This is a genomic window from Ruegeria sp. Alg231-54 (assembly GCF_900143525.1).
Classification (GTDB): Bacteria; Pseudomonadota; Alphaproteobacteria; order Rhodobacterales; family Rhodobacteraceae; genus Ruegeria.
On the sequence record NZ_FREZ01000010.1, the window covers coordinates 55,255 to 79,177 of the forward strand.

General features: G+C 56.8%; 27 protein-coding genes. 10 read left to right on the forward strand and 17 right to left on the reverse strand.

All coding sequences use genetic code 11. The annotated features are described in order from the left end of the window. Positions 1 to 119: 119 nt before the first annotated feature. From DHN12_RS16920 to DHN12_RS16955, 8 genes are all read right to left on the reverse strand, one after another. Positions 120 to 416, reverse strand: coding sequence for a 50S ribosomal protein L23 (locus tag DHN12_RS16920; RefSeq protein WP_058272362.1), 297 nt, complete (start codon positions 414 to 416; stop codon positions 120 to 122). Beyond that, positions 413 to 1,030 carry a 50S ribosomal protein L4 gene (rplD, locus tag DHN12_RS16925; protein WP_050605826.1) on the reverse strand — a complete coding sequence of 206 codons (618 nt, stop codon included), beginning with the start codon at positions 1,028 to 1,030 and terminating at the stop codon, positions 413 to 415. The genes DHN12_RS16920 and rplD overlap by 4 nt, the downstream gene beginning before the upstream one ends. Next, positions 1,027 to 1,752 carry a 50S ribosomal protein L3 gene (rplC, locus tag DHN12_RS16930; protein WP_108861256.1) on the reverse strand — a complete coding sequence of 242 codons (726 nt, stop codon included), beginning with the start codon at positions 1,750 to 1,752 and terminating at the stop codon, positions 1,027 to 1,029. Before rplC ends, rplD begins: the two co-directional genes overlap by 4 nt. An 18-nt stretch (positions 1,753 to 1,770) precedes the next feature. Next, positions 1,771 to 2,085, reverse strand: coding sequence for a 30S ribosomal protein S10 (rpsJ, locus tag DHN12_RS16935; protein WP_008756422.1), 315 nt, complete (start codon positions 2,083 to 2,085; stop codon positions 1,771 to 1,773). A 216-nt stretch (positions 2,086 to 2,301) separates the two neighbouring features. Continuing rightward, positions 2,302 to 3,543, reverse strand: coding sequence for a dipeptidase (locus DHN12_RS16940; protein ID WP_234416674.1), 1,242 nt, complete (start codon positions 3,541 to 3,543; stop codon positions 2,302 to 2,304). 158 nt (positions 3,544 to 3,701) lie between these two features. Next, positions 3,702 to 4,877 (reverse strand): elongation factor Tu, encoded by a 1,176-nt coding sequence (tuf, locus tag DHN12_RS16945; protein WP_108861257.1) that lies wholly within the window; start codon positions 4,875 to 4,877, stop codon positions 3,702 to 3,704. A 113-nt stretch (positions 4,878 to 4,990) separates the two neighbouring features. Further along, on the reverse strand, positions 4,991 to 5,572 hold the full coding sequence (locus DHN12_RS16950) for a hypothetical protein (protein ID WP_234416675.1): 582 nt from the start codon (positions 5,570 to 5,572) through the stop codon (positions 4,991 to 4,993). Between the two features lie 110 nt (positions 5,573 to 5,682). Then, complete coding sequence (locus DHN12_RS16955; protein WP_108861259.1) at positions 5,683 to 8,031, reverse strand: DNA topoisomerase IV subunit A; 2,349 nt, start codon at positions 8,029 to 8,031, stop codon at positions 5,683 to 5,685. A 202-nt stretch (positions 8,032 to 8,233) separates the two neighbouring features. Here DHN12_RS16955 and DHN12_RS16960 point away from each other — a divergent pair, with 202 nt between their 5' ends. The 6 genes from DHN12_RS16960 to DHN12_RS16985 all read left to right on the forward strand — a co-directional run bounded on the left by DHN12_RS16960 (position 8,234) and on the right by DHN12_RS16985 (position 12,552). Next, positions 8,234 to 8,845, forward strand: coding sequence for an SH3 domain-containing protein (locus DHN12_RS16960; RefSeq protein ID WP_234416676.1), 612 nt, complete (start codon positions 8,234 to 8,236; stop codon positions 8,843 to 8,845). 69 nt (positions 8,846 to 8,914) lie between these two features. Then, positions 8,915 to 9,742: an SDR family NAD(P)-dependent oxidoreductase gene (locus DHN12_RS16965; protein WP_108861260.1), complete on the forward strand. Its 828-nt coding sequence runs from the start codon at positions 8,915 to 8,917 to the stop codon at positions 9,740 to 9,742. A gap of 81 nt (positions 9,743 to 9,823) precedes the next feature. Continuing rightward, the gene (locus DHN12_RS16970) at positions 9,824 to 10,027 is read left to right on the forward strand and encodes a twin transmembrane helix small protein (RefSeq protein ID WP_058273252.1); all 204 of its coding nucleotides are present in this window, start codon (positions 9,824 to 9,826) and stop codon (positions 10,025 to 10,027) included. Then, positions 10,028 to 10,600 carry a cob(I)yrinic acid a,c-diamide adenosyltransferase gene (locus DHN12_RS16975; protein ID WP_058273253.1) on the forward strand — a complete coding sequence of 191 codons (573 nt, stop codon included), beginning with the start codon at positions 10,028 to 10,030 and terminating at the stop codon, positions 10,598 to 10,600. A 264-nt stretch (positions 10,601 to 10,864) separates the two neighbouring features. Further along, the gene (locus tag DHN12_RS16980; RefSeq protein WP_058278923.1) at positions 10,865 to 11,623 is read left to right on the forward strand and encodes an electron transfer flavoprotein subunit beta/FixA family protein; all 759 of its coding nucleotides are present in this window, start codon (positions 10,865 to 10,867) and stop codon (positions 11,621 to 11,623) included. Continuing rightward, positions 11,623 to 12,552, forward strand: a complete 930-nt coding sequence (locus DHN12_RS16985) for an electron transfer flavoprotein subunit alpha/FixB family protein (RefSeq protein ID WP_058273255.1) — start codon at positions 11,623 to 11,625, stop codon at positions 12,550 to 12,552. The genes DHN12_RS16980 and DHN12_RS16985 overlap by 1 nt, the downstream gene beginning before the upstream one ends. A gap of 61 nt (positions 12,553 to 12,613) precedes the next feature. Here DHN12_RS16985 and DHN12_RS16990 read toward each other — a convergent pair whose 3' ends face one another. After that, the gene (locus tag DHN12_RS16990) at positions 12,614 to 13,600 is read right to left on the reverse strand and encodes a DUF6473 family protein (RefSeq protein WP_306418411.1); all 987 of its coding nucleotides are present in this window, start codon (positions 13,598 to 13,600) and stop codon (positions 12,614 to 12,616) included. Between DHN12_RS16990 and DHN12_RS16995 the strand changes: the two genes are divergently transcribed. Next, complete coding sequence (locus DHN12_RS16995) at positions 13,599 to 14,474, forward strand: 3-hydroxybutyryl-CoA dehydrogenase (protein WP_108861261.1); 876 nt, start codon at positions 13,599 to 13,601, stop codon at positions 14,472 to 14,474. The two genes, DHN12_RS16990 and DHN12_RS16995, sit on opposite strands and share 2 nt — an antisense overlap. Before the next feature lie 51 nt (positions 14,475 to 14,525). On the opposite strand, the gene DHN12_RS17000 is transcribed toward DHN12_RS16995, so the two are convergent. From DHN12_RS17000 to DHN12_RS17030, 7 genes are read right to left on the reverse strand one after another with little or no spacing between them, the layout of a single operon-like run. After that, complete coding sequence (locus tag DHN12_RS17000) at positions 14,526 to 15,425, reverse strand: lysophospholipid acyltransferase family protein (RefSeq protein ID WP_108861262.1); 900 nt, start codon at positions 15,423 to 15,425, stop codon at positions 14,526 to 14,528. 39 nt (positions 15,426 to 15,464) lie between these two features. After that, complete coding sequence (locus DHN12_RS17005; protein ID WP_058273259.1) at positions 15,465 to 15,734, reverse strand: HPr family phosphocarrier protein; 270 nt, start codon at positions 15,732 to 15,734, stop codon at positions 15,465 to 15,467. A 17-nt stretch (positions 15,735 to 15,751) separates the two neighbouring features. Then, positions 15,752 to 16,144, reverse strand: a complete 393-nt coding sequence (locus DHN12_RS17010) for a PTS sugar transporter subunit IIA (RefSeq protein ID WP_108861263.1) — start codon at positions 16,142 to 16,144, stop codon at positions 15,752 to 15,754. Then, entirely contained in the window at positions 16,141 to 17,022 is an 882-nt protein-coding gene (gene rapZ / locus DHN12_RS17015) for an RNase adapter RapZ (protein WP_108861264.1), read from the reverse strand. The genes DHN12_RS17010 and rapZ overlap by 4 nt, the downstream gene beginning before the upstream one ends. Further along, entirely contained in the window at positions 17,019 to 17,489 is a 471-nt protein-coding gene (locus DHN12_RS17020; protein WP_108861265.1) for an HPr kinase/phosphorylase, read from the reverse strand. The genes rapZ and DHN12_RS17020 overlap by 4 nt, the downstream gene beginning before the upstream one ends. A gap of 3 nt (positions 17,490 to 17,492) precedes the next feature. Beyond that, on the reverse strand, positions 17,493 to 19,202 hold the full coding sequence (locus DHN12_RS17025; RefSeq protein WP_108861266.1) for a sensor histidine kinase: 1,710 nt from the start codon (positions 19,200 to 19,202) through the stop codon (positions 17,493 to 17,495). A gap of 32 nt (positions 19,203 to 19,234) precedes the next feature. Continuing rightward, positions 19,235 to 19,939, reverse strand: coding sequence for a response regulator transcription factor (locus tag DHN12_RS17030; RefSeq protein ID WP_108861267.1), 705 nt, complete (start codon positions 19,937 to 19,939; stop codon positions 19,235 to 19,237). A gap of 347 nt (positions 19,940 to 20,286) precedes the next feature. Between DHN12_RS17030 and DHN12_RS17035 the strand changes: the two genes are divergently transcribed. The 3 genes from DHN12_RS17035 to DHN12_RS17045 all read left to right on the forward strand — a co-directional run bounded on the left by DHN12_RS17035 (position 20,287) and on the right by DHN12_RS17045 (position 23,119). Next, positions 20,287 to 21,885, forward strand: a complete 1,599-nt coding sequence (locus DHN12_RS17035; RefSeq protein WP_108861268.1) for a phosphoenolpyruvate carboxykinase — start codon at positions 20,287 to 20,289, stop codon at positions 21,883 to 21,885. Between the two features lie 367 nt (positions 21,886 to 22,252). Then, positions 22,253 to 22,543, forward strand: a complete 291-nt coding sequence (locus tag DHN12_RS17040) for a hypothetical protein (protein WP_058273655.1) — start codon at positions 22,253 to 22,255, stop codon at positions 22,541 to 22,543. Positions 22,544 to 22,654: 111 nt separating this feature from the next. Further along, positions 22,655 to 23,119: a hypothetical protein gene (locus tag DHN12_RS17045; RefSeq protein WP_234416678.1), complete on the forward strand. Its 465-nt coding sequence runs from the start codon at positions 22,655 to 22,657 to the stop codon at positions 23,117 to 23,119. On the opposite strand, the gene DHN12_RS17050 is transcribed toward DHN12_RS17045, so the two are convergent. Next, entirely contained in the window at positions 23,116 to 23,880 is a 765-nt protein-coding gene (locus DHN12_RS17050) for a sulfite exporter TauE/SafE family protein (RefSeq protein WP_108861269.1), read from the reverse strand. The genes DHN12_RS17045 and DHN12_RS17050 overlap by 4 nt on opposite strands. Between the last annotated feature and the right edge of the window lie 43 nt (positions 23,881 to 23,923).

Genomic DNA, 23,923 nt, shown 5'->3' on the forward strand with positions numbered 1-23,923 from the left:
GCTTTGAAGTCACTGTGCACAGGTATGGGCCAAGTTCAACGCGGACAGATGAGCTGCGCCAACAAAAAAGGCCCCTGCATCAGCAGGGGCCCTTTGTTTTTTCCCAAAGACAGTTCCGATCAGAGACCGGTGCTTACGTCGATGGTGTTACCCTCTTCCAGGGTCACATATGCTTTTTTAACGTCTTTCCGCTTGCCCAACTGGCCGCGGAACCGCTTGACCTTGCCTTTGGTGATGGTGGTGTTCACCGCCTTCACCTTGACACCAAACAGCGATTCAACCGCTTCTTTGATCTGCGGTTTGTTGCTGTCGATCGCCACTTCAAAGACAATCGCGCCGTTCTCAGACGCCATGGTCGACTTTTCAGTGATGATCGGCTTGCGGATCACGTCGTAGTGTTCTGCCTTCGCGCTCATTTCAGACGAGCCTCCAGTGCTTCGACAGCCGCTTTGGTGAGCACCAGAGTGTCACGCTTGAGGATGTCATAAACGTTTGCACCCATCGACGGCAGGATATCCAGACCTTCGATGTTGCGCGACGCCTTCAGGAAACCTTCGTTCACGGTCGCCCCGTCGATGACCAGAGCGCGTTTCCAGCCCAGGTTTGCAACCTGTTTGGCCAGTGCAGCGGTCTTGCCTTCGGCTTCGGCGTTTTCGATCACAACCAGTTCACCAGCTGCCATTTTGGCAGACAGCGCGTGGCGCAGACCGAGTTTACGGAACTTTTTCGGCAGGTCATGACCATGCGAACGCACAACCGGACCCTTGTAAACGCCACCACCCCGGAAGATCGGTGCCGAGCGAGCGCCGTGGCGTGCGCCACCGGTGCCTTTTTGGCGATAGATCTTCTTGGTCGAGTAGGACACTTCCGAGCGGGTCTTGACCTTGTGGGTGCCGGCCTGCGCGTTGTTGCGCTGCCAACGGACCACACGGTGCAGGATGTCCGCGCGCGGCTCGAGGCCAAACAGATCGGCGTCCAGCTCGATGTTGCCGGCTTTGCCGCCGTCCAGTTTGATTACATCAAGTTTCATGCTTCACCACCTTCCACGGGAGCTTCTTCCGCAGGTGCTTCAGTTGCAGCACCTTTTACGGCTGCCGGGAAAGGCAGGCCTTCCGGTGCTTTCTTCTTGACGGCGTCCTTGACGGTAACCCAGCCCGATTTCGGTCCGGGAACGGCGCCTTTGATGAAGACCAGACCACGGTCGGCGTCGGTTTTGACGACTTCCAGGTTCTGGGTGGTTACACGGGCAGCACCCATGTGACCGGCCATCTTCTTGCCTTTGAAAACCTTGCCCGGGTCCTGACACTGACCGGTCGAACCGTGCGAACGGTGGCTGATCGAAACACCGTGCGAGGCGCGAAGGCCACCGAAGTTGTGGCGCTTCATTGCACCGGCAAAGCCTTTACCGATCGAGGTGCCCGAAACGTCAACTTTCTGACCTTCCAGGAAGTGTTCTGCCGAAATCTCGGCGCCCACTTCGATCAGGCCATCTTCGGAGACGCGGAACTCGGCCAGCTTACGCTTGGGCTCGACCTTTGCAGCGGCATAGTGACCGCGCATGGCCTTCGAGGTGCGTTTTGCTTTGGCAGCACCTGCGCCCAGCTGAACGGCAGTGTAGCCGTCTTTGTCAGCGGTCCGCTGTGCAACGACCTGCAGGCCGTCCAGGTGAAGAACGGTCACAGGGATCTGCTTGCCGTCTTCCATGAACAGGCGGGTCATGCCTACTTTTTTTGCGATAATACCAGAGCGCATAATCTATACCCTCCGATCTTACGACTGCAGCTTGATCTCGACGTCCACACCAGCGGCGAGGTCGAGCTTCATCAGCGCGTCAACGGTCTGGGGGGTCGGATCAACGATGTCGAGCAGACGCTTGTGCGTGCGGATCTCGAACTGGTCGCGGGATTTCTTGTCAACGTGAGGGCCACGGAGAACCGTGAACTTCTCGATCTTGTTCGGCAGCGGGATCGGGCCGCGCACGTTCGCGCCGGTCCGCTTGGCAGTGTTGACGATCTCTTGCGTGCTGGCATCCAGAACGCGATAGTCAAATGCCTTCAGCCGAATACGGATGTTTTGGCTTTGCATAATAACAGCCTTTTATCAGGCGTTGAGGTTGAGAGGAGGACAAGCGCGCATCGCCAACCCTCTTCGAACCCAAAAGGCGGGAATCACCCCGCCTCGATGTTCCTGTAGAGAACTCGCGCGATCTACAGGGGTTGATGGGGTTTGGCAAGGGGGAATTGAACTGGGCTCGCTAGTGCTCTCAGACCAACTTCAGCGCAATTTGCCTGTCACTGAAAATCAGCGTGTGGGGAAAAGCTCTCGAAACTCTTCTCGCATACGCAATCGCTCTGGATACTCCAAAAGGAATTGTTGTGGTGGTTTCCCCTCCCAGACCTGAGCGTAGACACGCATCTTGTTGCCACCATAAATCTTTGCAAGGTCTTCGTTGGAGTATCCGCGTGCCCAAAGATCATCCGTAATGGCGGCCAATATCTTGGCCAACTCGCCATTGCCTGTAGCACCATTGTTGAACGCATCAATCATGTAACCGCCGTCGTCATACATGCTGGCATTCGCGGTCGCGAACTCGACGACGAGCTCAGTTGAAAACATGTCGTCGGTTGCGATGCCCACATGATCTTTTCCGACCAACTGCACATAGTAATCGATCATGTCAGCTGCTTGTTTAGGAGAAATATCCTCTGGCCAAACACCATCCATCATCCACTCAGTGAACGTCGGAGAGACATAGCCGCCAGACTCGGCAGCTCTGATTGCTTCATCGTCTGGAATGGCTCGATAGCAACCACGCGGTGTCGCGTTCGGTTCGCTCTTATACAAACCCGCAGGTATCGAATGGGTATAGACGAATGGAACGCCGGGATAATTGCTCTCCATATAGGCCATAGCGTCATTGGCCGTCCGAGATCCGGTGTGGCTGAGGTCCAACAGAATTCCGAAACGAACCATCTCGTCAATGACCGACTTGCCCCAAGGCGTCAGCCCGATGTCATTTCCATTGTAGGCCGCCAATTGTCCTGACCCAGTCCTGAAAATGTCATTGTAAGCCAAGATCATGCTTTTGATCCCCAAGTCCTTGAGCAATGCCATCTTCTTGAGATCACCATTTAGGATCGTGGCGGTTTGACTGTTCCAGATGACAGCAGTTTTTCCCTGAGCATGAGCAGCCTCGATGTCTCGCGTCTGATTCACAACCAGATAGTTTTCCGGTTGCTCAGCCATTGCCGCTCGAAAATGGTAGTGCTGCTCCAAGAGCGTCTCGAAAGACATGTCTGCAGCCGCAAGGGTCATTTCGTGCCCCGTAATTCCATTTTCGCGCGCGCGTTTAAAATAGGTGTGCAACTGCTCGTATTCCGTCCACCCGGTTCCATAAGGGCTGGCGAGCATACCCAATACAATCGTATCTTTAACGAACTGCTTTGCCGCGTCCGATGCCTCCCAAACCTTGCTTTCTTCGCTGGCAGAAACCGGAGTGATAGCTATCGTTAGAAGGCTCAATAGGACTAGGGCTATTTTCACGATTGCGCTCCCAAATCTCACTGCTGCTTTTGGGATAATGCATGCAAAGCAACAATCAGGGTAGTACGAAATCTAATTTTTGAATTTAATCGGTATGAAAAAGGGCGTCCCGAGGGACGCCCTTTCTTTAGTTCAACCGATTGGGTGGCAGAGCCGCCTTACTCGACGATTTTCGATACAACGCCGGCGCCGACAGTGCGGCCGCCTTCGCGGATGGCGAAACGCAGGCCGTTTTCCATCGCGATCGGTGCGATCAATTCAACCTCGAACGACACGTTGTCGCCGGGCATAACCATCTCGGTGCCAGCTGCCAGGGTCACGGTGCCGGTCACGTCAGTTGTACGGAAGTAAAACTGAGGACGGTAGTTCGCGAAGAACGGGGTGTGACGACCGCCTTCTTCCTTGGTCAGGATATAGGCTTCGGCTTCGAACTTGGTGTGCGGTGTAACCGAACCCGGCTTACACAGAACCTGACCACGCTCAACGCCTTCACGGTCGATGCCGCGCAGCAGGGCGCCAATGTTGTCGCCCGCTTCGCCGCGATCCAGCAGCTTGCGGAACATTTCAACACCGGTACAGGTGGTTTTCTGAGTGTCACGGATGCCGACGATTTCGATCTCGTCGCCAACGTTGATCACGCCACGCTCAACACGGCCGGTCACAACGGTACCACGACCCGAGATCGAGAACACGTCTTCGACCGGCATCAGGAACGGCTGGTCAACAGCGCGCTCAGGTGTCGGGATGTACTCGTCCACGGCAGCCATCAGCTTGCGGATCGATTCTTCGCCGATTTCCGGCTTGTTGCCTTCCATCGCGGCCAGAGCCGAACCTGCGATGACCGGAATGTCGTCGCCGGGGTAGTCATACGAAGACAGCAGCTCGCGGATTTCCATTTCCACCAGTTCCAGCAGCTCTTCGTCGTCAACCTGATCCACTTTGTTCATGAATACGACCATGGTCGGGATGCCAACCTGGCGGCCCAGCAGGATGTGCTCGCGGGTCTGCGGCATCGGGCCGTCAGCAGCGTTCACAACCAGGATCGCGCCGTCCATCTGTGCGGCACCGGTGATCATGTTCTTGACGTAGTCGGCGTGGCCGGGGCAGTCGACGTGCGCATAGTGACGCGTGTCGGTCTCGTATTCCACGTGGGCGGTCGAGATGGTGATGCCACGTGCTTTTTCTTCAGGCGCGCCGTCAATCTGGTCATACGCTTTGAAGTCACCGAAATACTTGGTGATTGCTGCGGTCAGCGTGGTCTTGCCGTGGTCAACGTGGCCAATCGTGCCGATGTTGACGTGCGGCTTATTACGCTCAAACTTTTCCTTTGCCATTGCTCAGGCGCCCTTTTGCGATTGGGGGGACCCGTGGTCCCGTGGTTACATCTGCGCGCGCGAGATATTGGGTTCAAAGGGGAAAATCAAGCACATCCTGCGTGAAAAGCTGGTCAAGACGCCGGATTTTGGGTGACCTCGACGGATTCCAACGGCTGGATCAGGTCGGGACGCCGGTCAAACCAGCCGTTGTCCTTGTGTTCCTCGGCAAGCCATTCCTCGACACGATCGGCAACCTTGAGCGCCAAACCGTCCATTTGCTCTTCTCTGGTGCGGGTATGTCCAGATCCCGTAAGAGCGCTTTCACCGGTCGTGTCTTCAAGAACCTGGAACTTTTTGCCTTTGGCGAGAAACTCTTTTTTACGCACGTCGTAAACGTTCACCAGAACGATTGCCGTGCTTTTGGGATTGTAGATCACCGGCACACCCGGAGGGGCCAGCATAAACCCCTCAAGACTGATTCCTATGTCGTATTCCTGTGCACCCTCATACCGGCCAAGCCGAATATTCACGGCGTTCTGAATGGCGTCTTCCCACTCTTTAGGCGTCGCTTCCCGCGACACCGGCCCCTTCCTTGCCTTCTCGGCAAAGGCATAATTGACGCGCAATTTGAATTCGCCCAGCGACTCAGGCTCTTCGTAAACCTGTGTCTGCGTGCACGCGCCCATCAGGGCCAGTCCGGTAATCAGGGTCAAAGCTCGCAACATGTTCTCGTCTCGATTTGCCTGTTTTTCTTTGATCTAGCGCAACGATACGGCTTGTGCCAAGCCGTATCGGCAGAATTCCACCTGCAAACGCCATTTGCTCACGAGAACTTATAGTCCCGTGGGAAACCATAAGGCGCTTTTTTGCCAACACTGGCCCGTTTGGCCAGCCACTGTGACATGTCCGCCTCGTGCCGCGTTTTGTCACCACCCATGGACCACCTGAGCCCCTCTTCCCAGTTGAATGTGGTGATGTCGGACAGGCCGCCATCCAGTTCCAGTGTCCCCTGTCGGCCGCGCGCCATATTGTATTTTTGCAGGCGTACGCCCTTACCGCGCCCCATTTCGGGCAGCTCTTCCACTGGGAACACCAGGAACTTGCCGTTCTGCGACACAACCGCGACGTGATCGCCCGAAACGGGCTTACAGATCATCGCCGTCTCGTCAGCTTTGACGTTCAGCACCTGCTTCCCGTTGCGGGTCTGGGCCAACACGTCATCTTCGGGCACCATGAAACCGTTACCCGCGTCTGACGCCACCAACAGCTTGCGCCCTGGTTTGTGGATCAGGATGTCGATGATCTGCGCCTCGTTCGGCAGGTCGACCATCAGGCGCAGCGGTTCGCCCATACCGCGCCCGCCCGGCAGATTGGCGGCGCTGAGCGTGTAGAATCGCCCGTTCGAGGCAAACACCAGCAAGCGGTCAGTCGTCTCGGCGTGGAATATGAAACGCGGGCCGTCGCCGTCCTTGAACTTTAACTCGCGCTTCAGGTCGATGTGACCGGTCATGGCACGTATCCAGCCCATCTGAGAGCAAACAACCGTAATCGGTTCTTTGTCGATCATCGCCTCAAGCGGCACTTCTTCAACCTGCCCGGCTTCGGCGAATTGGGTTCGACGCGCGCCACCTTCATAGTCTTTGCCAAAGGTCTTCTTGGTCTCTTTCAACTGCTCGGCGATTTTGGCCCATTGCAGGGCCGGGTCAGCCAGCAGGTCTTCGAGATTGGCGCGTTCCAGCATCAATGCGTCACGTTCGCGGACCAGTTCCATCTCTTCCAACCGGCGCAAGCTGCGCAGGCGCATGTTGAGGATCGCATCGACCTGAACCTCGGACAATTCACCCTCGCCCGGTTTGGGCGACACATAGTCGGCCTCGCTGGTGGCGCGGATATGGTCGATGCCCCAATCCTCACGCATCAGCGCGGCTTTGGGGTCGTCGTCGTAGCGGATGATGTCGATCACACGGTCGAGGTTGAGGAAGGCAACAATAAAGCCCTCCAACACTTCCAGCCGGTGGTCGATCTTCGCCATGCGGTGACGCGAACGGCGCAGCAGCACCTCTTTCCGGTGATCAAGGAAAGCGCGCAGCACTTCCTTCATTGAGCAGACCTTGGGCGTCACCCCGTCGATCAGCACGTTCATGTTCAAGCTGAATCGCACCTCAAGGTCCGAACTGCGATAGAGCATGCCCATCAAAACCTCAGGGTCCACGTTCTTGGAGCGCGGTTCGAGGATCAGGCGGATGTCATCTGCGGATTCGTCGCGTACGTCGGCAAGGATCGGGATTTTCTTGGTCTGGATCAGTTCCGCGATCTTTTCGATCAGTTTGGATTTCTGAACTTGATAAGGGATCTCGGTGACAATGATCTGCCACTGGCCGCGGCCCAGATCTTCGACCTCGTATTTGCACCGCAGACGGAAAGATCCACGCCCGGTTCGATAAGCCTGCGCAATATTCTCTGGGGGCTCGACGATAATGCCACCGGTCGGGAAGTCCGGACCCGGCACATAGTTCAGCAACGTATCATCGCGGGCATCCGGCACCTTGATCAGATGCAGACAGGCATCACACAGCTCGGCAATATTGTGCGGCGGGATGTTCGTTGCCATGCCCACCGCGATTCCGCTGGACCCATTGGCCAGCAGGTTCGGAAACTGCGCCGGCAGTACGACCGGCTCGGACAGCGTGCCATCATAGTTGTCGCGGAAATCGACGGCGTCTTCGTTCAGCCCCTCAAGCAACGCTTCGGCCACGATGGTCATCCGAGCCTCTGTGTATCGTGAGGCCGCCGGGTTATCACCGTCGATATTGCCAAAGTTGCCCTGCCCGTCGACCAGCGGGTAGCGAACGTTGAAATCCTGCGCCAGACGCGCCATCGCGTCATAAATCGCGGCATCGCCATGCGGGTGATAGTTACCCATCACGTCGCCGGAAATCTTGGCGGATTTACGGAACCCACCGGTTGCACTGAGTCGAAGCTCGCGCATGGCATAGAGGATTCGCCTGTGCACAGGCTTCAGCCCATCGCGCGCATCAGGCAATGCCCGGTGCATGATGGTGGACAGCGCATAGGTCAGATAGCGTTCGCCAATCGCGCGGCGCAGCGGTTCAGCTATCTCGCCCCCATTGTCGGGGGCCTCCATATTGGGGTCGTCGATCGTATCGTTCATATATGATGTGATACGCCGCAAGCGCGCTCTGGTAAAGCAATCAGCTTAGATTTTGCTGGGGACAAGTCGCGCTTTTTGCAACAGGGGGAGACAAGTCCCGGAATTCCCCCGGTTTTCGACTCGGACCGCAAAATATGGTAGGCTGTCTTCATTAGACTGCTGCCGATTTCTTGTACCTAACGATTGACCTGGGGGATGCGCCATGACGCGCCTTATTATTTTGACTTTCACCGCACTTGGCTGGTGTTTTTACGTTATGAGCGGCGGACCAGATTTCGAGCCGCGCGGCTTGCGTAGCGATCAACCTGTGCGCGTTGCCTCTGTATCCCAATCTGCGGAGGTAGCACCCACCCGGGTAGAAGAACTTGTGACCAGTGTGGCCCTACGGACTCCGACGGTTCGTACACAACCCCAACCTGAAACCGAAGAGATCGTGCAGATCGTGCCCGAACCCGCCAGCCTTCCGTCTCTTTCTGGCCTATCGGTGTTCGACGATCAAACCGCAAACATAACGCTTGCTTCGCTGGAAGACGGCGTGGCGGGTTTGCGTCAGACCGATGAAGCGCCCCTACCGGAAACATCAGAGGCCGCGGCGATTCCCGAACCTGAAAAAGACATCCGCGAAATCTCGGGAACGCGGGTGAACATGCGCGATGGGCCCGGCACCATATACCCAATTGTCGGCAAAGCGGCCATCGGACAAAAGGTCGAAGTGCTGAGCGATTCCGGAACCGGCTGGCTGCGCCTGCGCGTGTTGCCCGCGCAACAGGTCGGTTGGATTTCAGCCTCACTGGTTCGAAAAATTCAAAACTGACGCTGCACCGTCATTGTCCTGCCCCCTACCTCGCAATAGTTTTGACCTGAATTGAGGGTCAGGAAGATCATGCAGAAAACCATTCTTATCACCGGCTGCTCGTCCGGCATCGGTCTGGACGCGGCACACGGTATGCGTGCACGCGGCTGGCGTGTCTTTGCATCCTGCCGCCAGCAGCGCGATTGCGACCGGCTGCGCGCGCAAGGCTTTGAAAGCCCGCGCATCGACTATACCGACGCCGCAAGTATCGCCTCGGGCCTGACCGAAGTGCTTGAGGCCACCGGAGGCACGCTGGATGCGCTGTTCAACAACGGAGCGCACGGCTTGCCCGGCGCAGTTGAAGATCTGCCGACCGAAGGACTCCGTGTGATATTCGAGGCCAACTTCTTTGGTTGGCATGAACTCACCCGACTGGTGATTCCGGTCATGCGCGCGCAGGGGCACGGGCGAATCGTTCAGAATTCGTCGGTTCTGGGCCTGGTGGCCTTCCCATGGCGCGGCGCATATGTCGCCACAAAGTATGCCATTGAAGGCCTTACCGACACGCTGCGTCTGGAACTTGCCGGAACGAATATCAAGGCCATCCTGATCGAACCCGGCCCAATCACGTCGAAAATCCGCGAGAATTCGATCCCATTCTTCGAGCGTTTCATCAACTGGGAGAACTCGGCCTTGCGCGAAAAATACGAGGCTTCGCTGTTGAAAAGACTGTACGAATCCTCAGGCCCGGATCGGTTCGAACTGCCTGCATCGGCTGTGACCGACAAGCTGGCCCATGCGGTTGAATCAAAAAGACCGCGCGCGCGCTACTATGTCACCACGCCAACCTATATCGCCGGTTATCTGCGCCGCTTTTTGCCCACCCGCACCATCGACCGCATTCTGTCGGACGTCTGAGGCGAAAATTACCCGTTCGCTTTTCATGTACATGAGGCTAGATGATAGCCAAACGAAACAAGAAACGCGGACGGTGTGCTTATGGACCTTTTGATGGTCATTTTGCTGTTGGCCATGGCGGCGGTCGTCGTCGTGCTGGCGATCGGCATCTCCAATTTCGGCAAAAGCGGCAAAGCTGCTGCGATGAAAAGCAACAAGATGATGCGCCTTCGCATCCTGTTCCAGTTCATTGCTGTGGTGCTGATCGTGCTCTACGTCTACCTGCGCGGACAAGGAGCTCAATAAATGGTCGTTCTGAACAAGATTTACACCCGCACCGGCGATGATGGAAAAACTGCGTTGGGCAACGGCGAAAGGGTCGCCAAGTATTCTGGTCGCGTGGCCGCGTATGGGACGGTTGACGAACTGAACGCTTTTGTTGGCGTTGCTCGGACCGAGGCGGAAGGCGACGTCGATGCCGCCCTGGCGCGCATTCAAAACGACCTGTTCGATCTGGGCGCAGATTTCTGTCGCCCCGACATGGAAAAAGACGCCGAGGCGGACTACCCGCCCCTACGCATCGTTGCATCTCAGATTGATCGGTTGGAAGGCGAGATTGACGTGATGAACGAAACGCTAGAGCCGCTGCGCAGCTTCATTTTGCCCGGCGGGTCGCGTCTGGCAGCGAATCTGCATGTCTGCAGAACCGTATCCCGCCGCGCCGAACGCCTTGCGGTCGAATTGACCAACATGGAGCCCGTGAACGCAGTCGCGGTGAAATACCTCAATCGTCTGAGTGACTGGTTTTTTGTTGCCGCCCGCTGCGCCAACGAAAACGGAACTGCGGACGTTTTGTGGGTTCCGGGCGCAAACCGCTGAAGTTGGCGCGGGATCCGGCGAACCCTGCAGCGACCAACAAAGCAAAACCCCAGCCAAACGGGTGGGGCCCAAAGCTCTGGCACCGGCCACCAAAGCAATAAAATTTCACGCCGTTGCGTCAAAATACATGAAACGCGACGTCTCAAGTTCATGACGTGACGATTTTGCCCTGTTGCAGCGTGAACTGAGACGCTATTCAGTCCCCCGAGAGCATTGGTGGAGTCGCTTCGCGGCTTACCGTTTTTTGTGAGGAGCAAGCGCAAAATGAAGGTACTCGTGCCTGTCAAACGCGTGATTGACTATAATGTGAAAGTTCGCGTGAAAGCGGACGGTAGCGGTGTTGATCTCGCCAATGTCAAAATGTCGATGAACCCGTTCGACGAAATCGCTGTGGAAGAAGCGATTCGCCTGAAAGAAGCAGGCAAGGCTGACGAAATCGTTGCGGTTTCGATTGGCGTCAAGCAATCGCAGGAAACCCTGCGCACCGCACTGGCCATGGGCGCTGACCGCGCCATTCTGGTTGTTGCCGCCGATGACGTCCATCAAGACATCGAACCGCTGGCCGTTGCCAAGATCCTGGCCAAAGTGGTCGAGGAAGAGCAACCCGGCATCGTTTTGGCTGGTAAGCAAGCGATCGACAACGACATGAACGCTACCGGTCAGATGCTGTCGGCCCTGCTGGGCTGGTCGCAAGGCACCTTCGCGTCCGAGCTGGACATCGAAGGCGACAGCGCCAAGATCACCCGTGAAGTAGACGGCGGCCTGCAGACCATCAGCGTCAAGATGCCGACCATCGTCACTGTTGACCTGCGCTTGAACGAGCCGCGCTATGCGTCTCTGCCGAACATCATGAAGGCGAAGAAAAAGCCGCTGGACGAGAAAACCGCCGCCGATTACGGCGTCGACGTCACACCGCGTTTGGAAGTTGTCAAAACCGAAGAGCCGCCGGCACGTGCTGCTGGTATCGTCGTCGGCTCGGTTGATGAGCTGGTCGAGAAACTCAAAGAAGCGGGGGCTGTGTAATGGCTGTTCTTCTTCTCGCAGAAGTCAACAACGGCGAACTGGCGATGGATGCCACCGCCAAAGCTGTCACGGCCGCAAAGGCACTGGGTGACATCACCGTTTTGGCCGCGGGCGGTTCTGCCGCTGCTGCCGGTGAAGCCGCCGCCAAGATCGACGGTGTGTCCAAGGTACTGGTTGCCGAAGACGCGTCGCTGGGTCACCGCCTGGCTGAATCGACCGCGGCGCTGATCGTGGGTCTGGCTGATGGCTATGAGCACATCGTTGCCCCAGCGACCACCGACGCCAAGAACGTGATGCCGCGCGTTGCAGCCCTGCTGGACGCGATGGTGATCTCGGATGCATCCGGCGTGGTTGACGGCTCGACTTTTGAGCGTCCGATCTATGCGGGCAACGCGATCCAGACCGTGAAGTCACACGATGCCAAGAAAGTCGTCACCTTCCGTACCGCGTCCTTTGACGCGGCTGGCGAAGGCGGCTCGGCTGCGGTTGAGACCATCTCGGTCGGTGACAACCCAGGTCTGTCGTCATGGGTCGAGGACAAGGTTGCCGCGAGCGACCGTCCGGAACTGACCTCGGCTGGCGTTGTTGTCTCGGGCGGCCGTGGTGTCGGCTCGGAAGAGGACTTCAAACTGATCGAAGGTCTTGCTGACAAGCTGGGCGCCGCTGTTGGCGCATCGCGCGCCGCCGTGGATTCGGGCTATGCACCGAACGACTGGCAGGTCGGTCAGACCGGTAAGGTTGTTGCACCCGACCTGTATGTCGCGATCGGCATTTCGGGCGCGATTCAGCACCTGGCTGGTATGAAAGACTCGAAAGTCATCGTTGCGATCAACAAGGACGAAGAAGCGCCGATCTTCCAGGTTGCGGATTTTGGGCTGGTTGCAGATCTGTTCCAGGCCGTACCCGAACTGACCGAGAAACTCGGTTAACCGCTGGATTAGCTTTTTCATCGCGAAATTTGGAAAGGCCCGCTAATTGGCGGGCCTTTTTTTAATGCAGATTGCGTATTGGCCGCATCAAAGCTGCCGCGATCGCCCGATGGGCAGCTGGGCCAATCATGTGCTCTGCCATTGGCTGTTGCAGTGTACCGAACAACATGTCCTCAATCTCGTCAGACTGGCCGCACACATGGGTTTTGACGTCGACGATATCCGTGCAGGATTTGCCAACGAACTGGATCATCTGATCCGTTACGTCGACATCAGCGAAGTCAATGTGATGCGCGCCCTGCTCTCCTCGAAGGACCTGCAGCCGCAAGAGGATCACCGGGGTTTCCAGGCCTTGCAAAAAATCACCGATCTTCCGAACCCAGTTTCGGCGCAGTTCGTCCAGAACAACTTCGATGCGCGCGTCGCGAACCTTTTGCAGGCAGGTCATCAGGTGGCGCACGAAATGAACCTCTGTGAAGTCGATTTCGGGATACAGGCTGATCAAATCCTTCGTTGGCGCCAAAAACCGGTCGTTACGCCTGGAATGAACGCGATAAAATTGGTTGGACTGCCCAAGAAGCCCTGGCGCCTGCATGACGCAGAGATCTGCGCCCCTTAGCAAATTGCACACCCCCCTGTCATCGCACAACGCGTCAACGCCGCTGAACAGGCATCCAAAGTTCAGAACGCGTCTTTCAAGCCGGTCTTCGAGAATTGCTGAGAATGGCCGGTCGACGAATCGCCCAAATGTCTCATCACCGCCAACGCAAGCTGCGTAAGGTTGATCCAGAACACGCCGAGCACCGCGAAACCACAGCCGCGATCCTTCATATTGGCATACCTCATGCCCGGGTCCCCCCGAGCCTGTTTGATGATAGCTCATATCACTCACCCATTTTTTCACCCGGTTGCCATCGTGCAGCCGCAAGTCTTGAGAAAATCCTAATGTGCGCATTTGAAGCAAAATCGAACTGTCGGATCCCCTTGCCGCCCGCCCCGATCTGTCGATACTGTCGCCGTATCCCGAGACACAAAGGCACCTGAACATGGATGTAAAATCGGTCGGAGTGATTGGCGCAGGTCAGATGGGCAATGGCATTGCTCATGTTCTGGCGCTGGCGGAGTATGACGTTCTGCTGAACGATGTCTCGCAGGACGCGCTGGACAGCGCCGTGGCGACGATTGAAGGCAATCTGGCCCGACAGTCATCAAAAGGCAAAATCTCGGACGAAATGATGCAAGCCACGCTGAGCCGGATCAACACGACGTTGGAGCTGCCCCAGTTGGGTCAGACCGATCTGGTGATCGAAGCCGCAACCGAGCGGGAAGCGATCAAACAGGCGATTTTCGAGGACCTGCAGCCGCATCTTCTGCCCCATACGATTCTGACATCCAACACGTCCTCAATCTCGATTACCCGCCTGGCCAGCCGAACGGATCGGCCGGAACGCTTCATGGGGTTCCACTTTATGAATCCGGTGCCCGTGATGCAGCTGGTCGAGCTGATCCGGGGGATTGCCACGGATGAAGAGACGTTCAAATCGTGTAAAGCGGTTGTGGACCGGCTTGGTAAAACCGCAGCAAGCGCGGAAGACTTCCCGGCCTTCATCGTGAATCGCATCCTGATGCCGATGATCAATGAGGCCGTATATACTCTCTACGAAGGGGTCGGCAGCGTGCAGTCGATTGATCAATCGATGCGGCTAGGCGCAAACCATCCAATGGGTCCGCTGGAATTGGCCGATTTCATTGGGCTGGACACATGTCTGGCGATTATGAACGTGTTGCACGACGGGTTGGCAGACACCAAGTATCGGCCCTGCCCACTGCTGACAAAATACGTCGAAGCCGGCTGGCTTGGCCGCAAGACCGAACGCGGGTTTTATGATTACAGAGGTGAAACACCGGTCCCAACGCGCTAAAGGGGCCCAGCCCCCCTCGCCCAGGACATTATGAGCCAAATGAAGAGCGGATCAGGAAACGCGTGATTTACCAAGCGCCATTGTGCATTTTCTGAGCCACGCCATGAAACCGCGCGGATCACTTTCCAGCAGCTTCATGTCCTCGTCCGAAATCGGCTCTCCAATCACCGGAGATTGCGGTTTGTTGCAAGAGCGAACGATCTCATGCAGCAGCAGCCCCTGTCGTAGGATCGGCGACAGCTTGTTGGCAATCTGATAGGCGCGTGAATTGCTGCCCGGAAAGAATATCGGAACCACCTGCGCGCCGGATCGGCGGATCATCTTGGCGGTAAACACATTCCATTCCTGCTCTTGCGCAGGACCGAACCAGTCGTCCGAGGACATCACCACACCTGACGGGAACAGAGCAACAACGCCGCCTTCCTTCAGGTGTTCCATCGCCTTGCCGCGCATCTCAAGCATTTTGGCTTGCGCTTCGGGGTCGTGTGGAAAAGGAACCGGGATCATGAACGAGGTCGCGGCCTCATCCAGTCCGGTCAGGACCGAGCGGGTCAGAATACGGTAATCATTGCGAACCTGCCCAATCAGTTCGGCCAGTATCATGCCGTCGACCATGCCATGCGGGTGGTTGGCCACGACGATCACAGGTCCTTCTTTCGGGATATTTGCATATTGGTCCTGTGGCGTGGTCAGGTTGATCCCCATGACTTCAAGCGCACCGCCCCAGAACCTTTGACCACGATAGTATTCGTTCTTTTTCTCGAACTTGTTGACCATCCGAAGAATAGTCAGCTTACCGGTACACCATTCGATGGCGCGGATAGCTGTAGACGTCCAGGCATCGTCGAAGGAATTCGCATAGGTCAGGGTTCTACGATCATAGATTTCGCCCTGATCTTCCGTCCCGTCCACCACTGGGCCTGTCTTGGTCTCGTGCGTCGTTTGCGCCAATTCCTGGTTTTCCCGTTCTTCGTATCGCGACTGGCAGGATCAGAACCCTTCCCCGAACTTTCCGTTCACAAGAGTTTCCAATGCATCCGCCAACGCCTCAGCATCCGGTCCGGACGTCTCGACGTCAATAGTCGTTCCGCGAGACGCTGCCAACATCAAAAGACCCATGATGCTGTCCCCTGATGCAGAAAGCCCATCTTTGGACACCTCTGCCTGCGCGTCAAACCCCTCAACCACTTCGACCAGCTTAGCCGAGGCGCGGGCGTGCAGGCCTTTTTCATTGATTATTTTCAAGCTTCGGTTGGTCATTCTTAGTCAATCCGGTCTTAATCTAACGTCACGTTTTGGGCATTGATATATTTGCGCCCAGCCTCCATCGCCCGCCGGACCGCATCCCCGATCGGCAGGTGGCGACTTTTGGCCAATTTTATCAGCATAGGCAGATTTGCACCGTAAAGAATACGCCGATCCTGCGGCGCGCAGGCTTTCAGACTCAGATTCGACGGGCTGCCGCCGAACAGATCCGTGACAACAACCACACCGTCACCGACATCGACACCGTCAGCGGCGGTGCAGATTTCTGACTGCTTGGCTTCCCGGTCGTGGTCAGCCTCAATCGAGATTGCGGCCAGGCCCGGTTGATTTCCGACAACATGCTGCATTGCGGCCAGATATTCCTGAGCCAGCCCGCCATGTGCTACGAGTACGATCCCGATCAATCCAGCCTCTCATTCAACGATCGACGTTCCATTTCGCGGTGCCTAACTGCCACTTGCTGCCCTTCCTGTGCAAGGGCCTTTGCGACCGCTTCTGCAGTTGCGACCGATCTGTGTTGCCCGCCGGTGCATCCGAAGGCCACCGAGAGGTGCGTTTTGCCTTCGGCGCGGTAGGCCGGAAGCAACAATTTCAGCAGATCGACAACACGGTCAAAAAACGGCGCGTAATTCGCGTCAGACTTTACATAGCGCGCCACGTCCTGGTTTCGACCATCTTCGGCCCGCAATTCCGGACGCCAGTAGGGATTCGCCAGAAACCTGCAATCAAAAACCATGTCCAATCCGTGCGGCAAGCCGCGTTTGTACGAAAAAGATTCGATGGATACCGCCAGATGTCGACCGCCTTCTGGAGCGAACCAATGCTCGACCTCCTTGCGTAGCTGGTGAACGTTAATCTGGCTGGTGTCGATCAGAATGTCCGCAATTTCTCTGATCGGGGCCAACAGCTCTTTTTCCTGCAATACACCGGCTTCAGGGCCTGCATCGGCCGCAACCGGATGGCGCCTTCGGGTTTCCGAAAACCGCCGCAACAGCACTTCGTTTCGGCAATCCAAATAGAGAACCATCAGCTCGACCTGCTCGGTCCGCCGCAGCCGCATAACAAGATCAATGAACCCGATGGTCGAGAAATCGCGATTTCGGGCATCGATACCCAACGCCATTGGCCGATCGTTTTCCGGACCGTCCAGCAAGCGCATCAAAAGGCCCATCGGCAAGTTGTCGATGGCTTCGAACCCCAAGTCTTCAAGCACACGGATCGCCGTTGTCCGCCCAGCACCCGAAGGGCCGGTGATCAGAACGATCCGCCGCTGTTGTTTCATTTGCTGGGCCATTCCGGGTTCACGCGCCCCATTTTCATCAGTTGCATCAATGCCGAAGCCAAGTTGGGGACGCCGCGCCCGCGAAGCAAGGGCACAGTTTGCCTGAGGGCTCGGATCGAGATCGGTTCTGGCAAACGTGCTTCTTCCCGCTGGTCCAGATCCACCACATAGCGCAGGCCCACTGGTCCTACGGGTGGCGCGCGCAACAATCCGATACCGCGGGCCTCAATAACGCCGCGGATATTTGGGGCCGCATCAGCAGTCACTTCACCGCCGCTATTGCGTAAAGCCACGCGGTCATCACCGACAAGTTCAGCACCCAGCGCCATCATCAACAAGACCAGCTCGGATTTTCCCGCTCCTGATGCGCCAACAATCAGCAGACCGCGCCCGCCTACAGCCACGCAGCTGGCGTGGAGTATGGCACTGTCCTGTTTTTCCAGATCATAGATTGACGGGGCGCTCATGATTTACACGGGCAAGCCGACTACAAAGCGTGCGCCCAGGGGGTCCGAAGTGATATCGGCGTCGGTTGGTCGGATGTTTTCCGCCCAGATCACACCACCATGTGCTTCGACAATCTGCTTTGAGATTGCCAGCCCCAGGCCCGAGTTGTTTCCAAAGTGCTCGGCGGGACGCTCGGAGTAGAACCTTTTAAAGACCTTGGTCAGGGCCTGTTCAGGAATACCGGGGCCGGTGTCTTCTACCACAACCAGCACCCTGTTTTCGCGCCGTCGGACCCAGACGCGGATCGCATCGCTTTCCTCGCAGAACGAGGTGGCATTGGTGATCAGGTTGACAAAGACTTGCGCCAGCCGCGCCTCCAGCCCGTTGATTATGATCGGATTGGACGGCAGATCGGTTATATAGTCGATCCCCTTGGCCCGTGCATCTTCACCCAGATGCTGGCTGATATTGCCAACCAGCTTCACCAGATCAAACGGCTGTTCTTCTTCCTTGACCAGTTCGGCATCCAGACGGGATGCGTTCGAGATATCGCTGACCAAACGGTCCAGGCGGCGAACGTCATGTTCGATCACACCCATCAGCTTTTCACGTTGGTCATCGCGTTTGACCATTCGCAACGTTCCCACGGCAGACTGAAGGCTGGCTAGGGGGTTTTTGATCTCATGCGCGACATCAGCGGCGAACTGTTCGTTCGCGTCAATTCGGTTATAAAGCGCGGTGACCATACCGCGCAGCGCGCGGCTGAGCAGACCGATTTCATCCGGACGCGCGGTCAGGTCGGGGATGCGGATACGGCCAGGGTTCACTCCGGCGCCCCGGTCCTTGCCCAGTTCGGCGGCCGCCGCAAGATCCGCCAACGGGTTTGCGATGGTTGAGGCGAGAACAAGGCTAAGTCCGATTGACACAAGAAGCGCGACAACAAACATCTGAAGGATGCGCTCCTGCTCGCGACGGGCGAGGGCGTCAATCTCTCCGGATGGACCGGCCATGGCAACGGCCCCTACCGCGACGCCATCTTGCAGGATCGGGGCGGCTGCAACAATGACCGTTTCGCCAAAGTCATCCTTTACGGCCTGCACCTGCATCTTCCCCTGCAGCGCGCCGGGCACTATGGTCTGAACCCGTTGCGCCAGCGTAGGCGCTTCGCTGGGTTCTGTGGAGGTGAACACGCGCGACAACCCCGTCCACACGGCGTTCAAGGCGTCGCTGATCAAGGTACTGCCGGTCTGAACCTCGGCCTCGGACGCCAACAGCGCCTGCTCGGATGCTGCGCCACGCGCCCATCCAATCAGAGTTCCCCGTTCGTCATAGACAAAGACTTCGCCCCCTTGGGGCAGTGTGAGGCCTTCCAGCGTGTCCTTTACGTCCAGTGTGCCGGCATCCTGCGACAGGCCGGATGCTGTCTGGCGCAGCTGTGCTTCGAACACGTTGCTGACCAACTGCGCATCCCCGATCAGATTGCGCGCGGTCTGCTGAACCTGCTCATCACGGGAATCGTCCAGATACAGCAACCCGGTGACAAGGATCACCAAAGCGATCAGGTTGAGTGTGATGATCTTGCGCGCAAGCGGCGAGCCGCGCATTGCAAACAAGCCGCGGCGGCGGCGCGCGTGCCGAAGTTCGGCTGACTCCGGATCCTGCGGGATGACCCAATCATCCCCCAGAACGACATCACCGTCCCGCAATTCGCTGGTTTGTTCCGTATCGCGCACGAGACCCGGTTACCCCTAGTATTTGGCCACGCCTATTCTTCGTTGTACCTGTACCCAATTCCGTACAGTGTTTCGATCGCCGAAAACTCGGAATCTGCGGCGCGCATTTTCTTGCGCAGGCGCTTAATGTGACTGTCGATCGTACGGTCGTCTACGTAGACCTGATCATCATAGGCCACATCCATCAGCTGATCCCGGCTTTTGACAAAGCCCGGTCGCTGAGCCAACGCTTGCAACAGCAGGAACTCGGTGACGGTCAAAGAAACGTCCGAACCCTTCCAGCTGACCGCATGGCGCAGGGGATCCATCCGCAGATCACCGCGCTCCATCACCTTGGTGTCACCTGTGTTGGCGGTTGTCACATCGCCAGTTGTCGCCTCTTGCCGGCGCAGCAGCGCGCGGATTCGTTCAACCAGAAGACGCTGAGAAAACGGTTTCTTGACGTAGTCGTCCGCGCCCATGCGCAGGCCGAGAACCTCATCTATTTCGTCATCCTTGGAGGTAAGGAAAATCACCGGCATCTGAGTTTTCTGCCGCAGCCGCTGCAACAGGTCCATCCCGTCCATCCGAGGCATTTTGATATCCAGAACAGCCATATCAGGCAATTTCTTGTTGAAAGCGTCCAACGCCGCCTGCCCATCATTATAAGTCTCAACCTCGAACCCTTCGGCTTCGAGCGTCATGGATACGGACGTCAGAATATTTCTGTCGTCGTCCACCAATGCAATCTTCGACATCGGGTTAACCCCTATTCCTGCTCACTCACGCAATAATTCGCTTATTAGTAGGACATCTTTGTCGTTTTTATGGCCGCGAATCAATCCGTATCTGCGAATCGTGCGATTGTTGTCACACAGATGCGGCAAAAAAGCCGTTAATGAGCGCGGAAAAGCGCCTTGTTTTCCGGCAGGAAATTAGTGGTGGCGCTAAACTTTGACTTGGTTGCGCTAACTGCGCCAAACCGTCCTGTTCATGCCCCAAACGACCATGTTAAGACCCGCGCATCCGCCGGTTTTTCCCGGTATACTGCCCCAAGAGCGCCCCCGGCCCAACTGCCGGCGCGCCGCCACAGGAGAAGAAACGCATGACATCTGGACGGGTTAACCCGCAATTCCGCCTCGAAGATCAGGGCATCGAGGGTCTGGGCAATGTCTATTACAACTTCATGGAACCGGCGCTGATCGAAGAGGCGCTGAAGCGCGGCGAAGGCACTCTTGGCAATGGTGGAGCCTTTCTGGTTACCACCGGCAAATTCACCGGTCGTTCGCCCAAGGACAAACACGTCGTCAAAACCGACAGTGTTGCGGATACCATCTGGTGGGAAAACAACGCCGCGATGACCCCCGAGGGTTTTGACGCGCTGTATACCGATATGCTCGAGCATATGAAGGGCCGTGATTATTTCGTGCAGGATCTCGTCGGCGGCGCTGATACCGCCTATTCGATCAATGTGCGCATGGTCACCGAACTGGCATGGCACAACCTGTTCATCCGCCACTTGCTGCGCCGTCCGGATCGCGAAGATCTGGAAGAGTTCATTGCAGATTTCACCGTCATCAACTGCCCCAGTTTCCAGGCCGACCCGGCCAAGCATGGCTGCCACAGCGAGACCGTGATTGCGCTGAACTTCGACCGCAAAATGATCCTGATCGGCGGTACGGAATACGCGGGCGAGAACAAGAAATCGGTCTTTACCCTGCTGAACTACATGCTGCCTGAAAAAGGCGTGATGCCGATGCATTGCTCGGCCAATCACGCCGTTGGCAACCCGGTCGACACCGCCGTGTTCTTTGGCCTGTCCGGCACCGGCAAGACCACCCTGTCTGCAGACCCTGCCCGCACGTTGATCGGCGATGACGAACATGGCTGGTCGGATCGCGGCACCTTCAACTTCGAAGGCGGTTGCTATGCCAAGACTATCAATCTGAACGCCGAAGCCGAGCCGGAAATCTACGCGACCACCAGCAAATTCGGCACTGTGATCGAGAACATGGTCTTCGACCCCGAAACCAAGGAACTGGATTTCGAGGATGACTCGCTGACCGCGAACATGCGCTGCGCCTATCCGCTTGAGTATATCTCGAACGCCTCGAGCAGCGCGCTGGGTGGGCACCCTAAGAACATCATCATGCTGACCTGTGATGCATTTGGTGTTCTGCCTCCGATCGCACGGCTGACCCCAGCGCAGGCGATGTACCACTTCCTGTCGGGCTTCACGTCGAAAGTGGCGGGGACAGAGCGTGGCGTCACCGAGCCTCAGCCCACGTTCTCAACCTGCTTTGGCGCGCCCTTCATGCCGCGTCGCCCGGAAGAGTATGGCAACCTGTTGCGCGACAAGATCGCCCAGCATGGTGCGACTTGCTGGCTGGTGAACACCGGCTGGACCGGTGGTGCCTATGGTGTTGGCAGCCGTATGCCGATCCGCGCAACCCGCGCGTTGCTGACAGCTGCCTTGGAAGGATCGCTGCGCGACGCCGAGTTCCGCAAAGACGCCAATTTCGGCTTTGACGTCCCGGTATCCGTTCCCGGCGTGGCCGAAGTTCTGCTGGATCCGCGACGCACCTGGGATGACCAGGCCGCATTCGACAAGCAGGCTGAAAAACTGGTGCAGATGTTTGCAGAGAACTTTGAGCAGTACCTGCCCTTTATCGATGATGACATCAAAGCCGTAGCAATCGGTTGAATTCAAAGGGGGCGCTTTTCGCCCCCTTTTCTTTTGCCCAGGCGAGTAACCTCTCTGTAATCTTCCTGTGGTTGTATAATGCGCAATGCATATACAAATTCGTTGCTCGCTGCAGCAGATTGCAGTACTTCACTGTGTCATTATGACGAAAAAGCCCGGCGCTTGCGCACCGGGCGTGAAGAAAAAGACCTTGGGGACACTCATGCGCGCGCACTCACATTCGCGATTTGAGCAACCTAATCAAGTATCTAGTGTAATCCATCGGGGATGGGTGTCAATATGAGACATGCTGGAAAATTTCAGTTTCCACAAGTTTCTAACTTTCGCTTCAGCGCGAAAGGCGGCAAGGAAAACAACAGGTAGGCAAATGACGGAAATCTCGAAACTGACCGAACTTCGCAAATTGATGCAGAGTATGGAACGAACCCTTGGACTGGAACAACTCTCTCCGGTTGAGCGTGACATTTATTATGCGGCCGAGGAACTGTCGAAAGCCGATCAGGAAGTTCGTACGTTCGGTTTGATCGAGCACACCCTTGTTCAAAGCGTCTCGCGCCCGACATTTTTCCGTGCGCTGAAATCTCTGGTTCAAAAGGGCTATCTGTCCCAAAGCGGCAATGCCAACCGGGGGCGGTATATCGTACATGCGCCCAGGTGACACCGCCAACCTGCGTGTTGATGGCTAATCATCGTGCGCAGATGGGCCTCTGACACTTTCTTCGCCTCACTGGCTTACATAGTTGCATCCTTCCTCACTTTCGAGGTCTTGATGCCGCTGCAAAACGTGTTCTTTCCGGAATATCCAAGCCGGGCCAGCCTGCTGTTCCTACCTCACGGGGTTCGGGTCCTGGCGGCGTGGCTGTTAGGGTGGCGCGCGATTTTCGCGTTGCTGCCGGGTGTTTTTGCTGTTTTCGCATTTCTGGCCGGCACAGATGTCTTTTTGCCAAGCCGCTTGTTGGCAATCACCATCGCAGTAACAACGGTTCCGGCCGTGTTCTACCTGCTCAAATGGGCGGGCTGGGATCTGTTTCCCAGACCCGATCGCAAACCCTGCTGGCTGTGTGTCATGGGCGTCGGCGTGATCACGTCGTTCCTGGCCTCCACCATGACAAACATGAGTTTTGGCAGTGCAGGGGTAGAGTATATCGCCTTTCTGATCGGCGATATCTCGGGACTGTTTTTCCTGATGCTGGGGCTGTACTTCACTTTTCGGTTTATGGACCGCAGAACTTAACCCATCAGACCGCGGCGCAGCAGGTTCAATCCTGCGGCCAACAGCACAACCAAAGTCACTTTGCGAAACAGCGCCTGATCGATTCTCGATTGCAACTGCATGCCCACCCACATCCCGATCACCGCCGGAGCGATCAGGGCAGCCGAAAACGGCGCGGTGTCGGCCCGCAGGATGCCTGATCCCATATGGGCGACCATCAGGGCAATTGCGCCCAGCCCATAGATGACCCCCTGCACCCGCATTTGCACGGCTTTCGGTGTGTTCAGGGCCGTCAGGTAGGCCACCGTTGGCGGCCCCCAAATACCGGACATACCACCGACAAATCCTGCGACGCCCCCTATGAGAACCTCAACACGGGCTGATGGCTCTTTCAGCGCCAGCTTTACACCCAGGACCTGGATCAAGGCAAAGAAGGTGACCGGAACGCCAATCATCAACAGGAAGGTCGATGTCGGCACCAAAGTGACCAGCTTGGCTCCGGCCAGAAGGAACACCAAGCCCACGATTAGAAAGATGCGAAACTCCCTGACCGACGACACGGCCGCGGAAACACCCTGTCCCAAAGCCTGAAAGACATTAGTTACCAGTGTCGGAAGGATCAGGCCCGCGATGGCCAGCTCGGGCGGTAAAAAGACACTTAACCCTGAAACCATAACCATCGGCATGGCAAAACCGACGATACCTTTGACCCACCCAGCCAGAAACGCAACGCTCAGAGCCAGCAGAAGGTCCTGTGGAGGTAGTAAAGAAAACAATGTCATGGCCCCCTGATATCATTCCTGACGGGCGCTGCACTGCAAAAAC

Bases quoted from the DNA above. Each gene is read 5' to 3' on its own strand.
- DHN12_RS16975 (WP_058273253.1), top strand. From the start codon at position 10,028: ATGGTCGTTCTGAACAAGATTTACACCCGCACCGGCGATGATGGAAAA.
- DHN12_RS17030 (WP_108861267.1), bottom strand. From the start codon at position 19,939: ATGTCGAAGATTGCATTGGTGGACGACGACAGAAATATTCTGACGTCC.
- rplD (WP_050605826.1), bottom strand. From the start codon at position 1,030: ATGAAACTTGATGTAATCAAACTGGACGGCGGCAAAGCCGGCAACATC.
- DHN12_RS16990 (WP_306418411.1), bottom strand. From the start codon at position 13,600: ATGTTCAGGTGCCTTTGTGTCTCGGGATACGGCGACAGTATCGACAGA.
- DHN12_RS16960 (WP_234416676.1), top strand. From the start codon at position 8,234: ATGACGCGCCTTATTATTTTGACTTTCACCGCACTTGGCTGGTGTTTT.
- DHN12_RS16985 (WP_058273255.1), top strand. From the start codon at position 11,623: ATGGCTGTTCTTCTTCTCGCAGAAGTCAACAACGGCGAACTGGCGATG.
- DHN12_RS17045 (WP_234416678.1), top strand. From the start codon at position 22,655: ATGCCGCTGCAAAACGTGTTCTTTCCGGAATATCCAAGCCGGGCCAGC.
- DHN12_RS16920 (WP_058272362.1), bottom strand. From the start codon at position 416: ATGAGCGCGAAGGCAGAACACTACGACGTGATCCGCAAGCCGATCATC.
- rapZ (WP_108861264.1), bottom strand. From the start codon at position 17,022: ATGAAACAACAGCGGCGGATCGTTCTGATCACCGGCCCTTCGGGTGCT.
- DHN12_RS17035 (WP_108861268.1), top strand. From the start codon at position 20,287: ATGACATCTGGACGGGTTAACCCGCAATTCCGCCTCGAAGATCAGGGC.
- DHN12_RS16965 (WP_108861260.1), top strand. From the start codon at position 8,915: ATGCAGAAAACCATTCTTATCACCGGCTGCTCGTCCGGCATCGGTCTG.
- DHN12_RS17005 (WP_058273259.1), bottom strand. From the start codon at position 15,734: ATGACCAACCGAAGCTTGAAAATAATCAATGAAAAAGGCCTGCACGCC.
- DHN12_RS16995 (WP_108861261.1), top strand. From the start codon at position 13,599: ATGGATGTAAAATCGGTCGGAGTGATTGGCGCAGGTCAGATGGGCAAT.
- tuf (WP_108861257.1), bottom strand. From the start codon at position 4,877: ATGGCAAAGGAAAAGTTTGAGCGTAATAAGCCGCACGTCAACATCGGC.
- rplC (WP_108861256.1), bottom strand. From the start codon at position 1,752: ATGCGCTCTGGTATTATCGCAAAAAAAGTAGGCATGACCCGCCTGTTC.
- rpsJ (WP_008756422.1), bottom strand. From the start codon at position 2,085: ATGCAAAGCCAAAACATCCGTATTCGGCTGAAGGCATTTGACTATCGC.
- DHN12_RS16980 (WP_058278923.1), top strand. From the start codon at position 10,865: ATGAAGGTACTCGTGCCTGTCAAACGCGTGATTGACTATAATGTGAAA.
- DHN12_RS17050 (WP_108861269.1), bottom strand. From the start codon at position 23,880: ATGACATTGTTTTCTTTACTACCTCCACAGGACCTTCTGCTGGCTCTG.
- DHN12_RS17040 (WP_058273655.1), top strand. From the start codon at position 22,253: ATGACGGAAATCTCGAAACTGACCGAACTTCGCAAATTGATGCAGAGT.
- DHN12_RS16970 (WP_058273252.1), top strand. From the start codon at position 9,824: ATGGACCTTTTGATGGTCATTTTGCTGTTGGCCATGGCGGCGGTCGTC.
- DHN12_RS17020 (WP_108861265.1), bottom strand. From the start codon at position 17,489: ATGAGCGCCCCGTCAATCTATGATCTGGAAAAACAGGACAGTGCCATA.
- DHN12_RS16955 (WP_108861259.1), bottom strand. From the start codon at position 8,031: ATGAACGATACGATCGACGACCCCAATATGGAGGCCCCCGACAATGGG.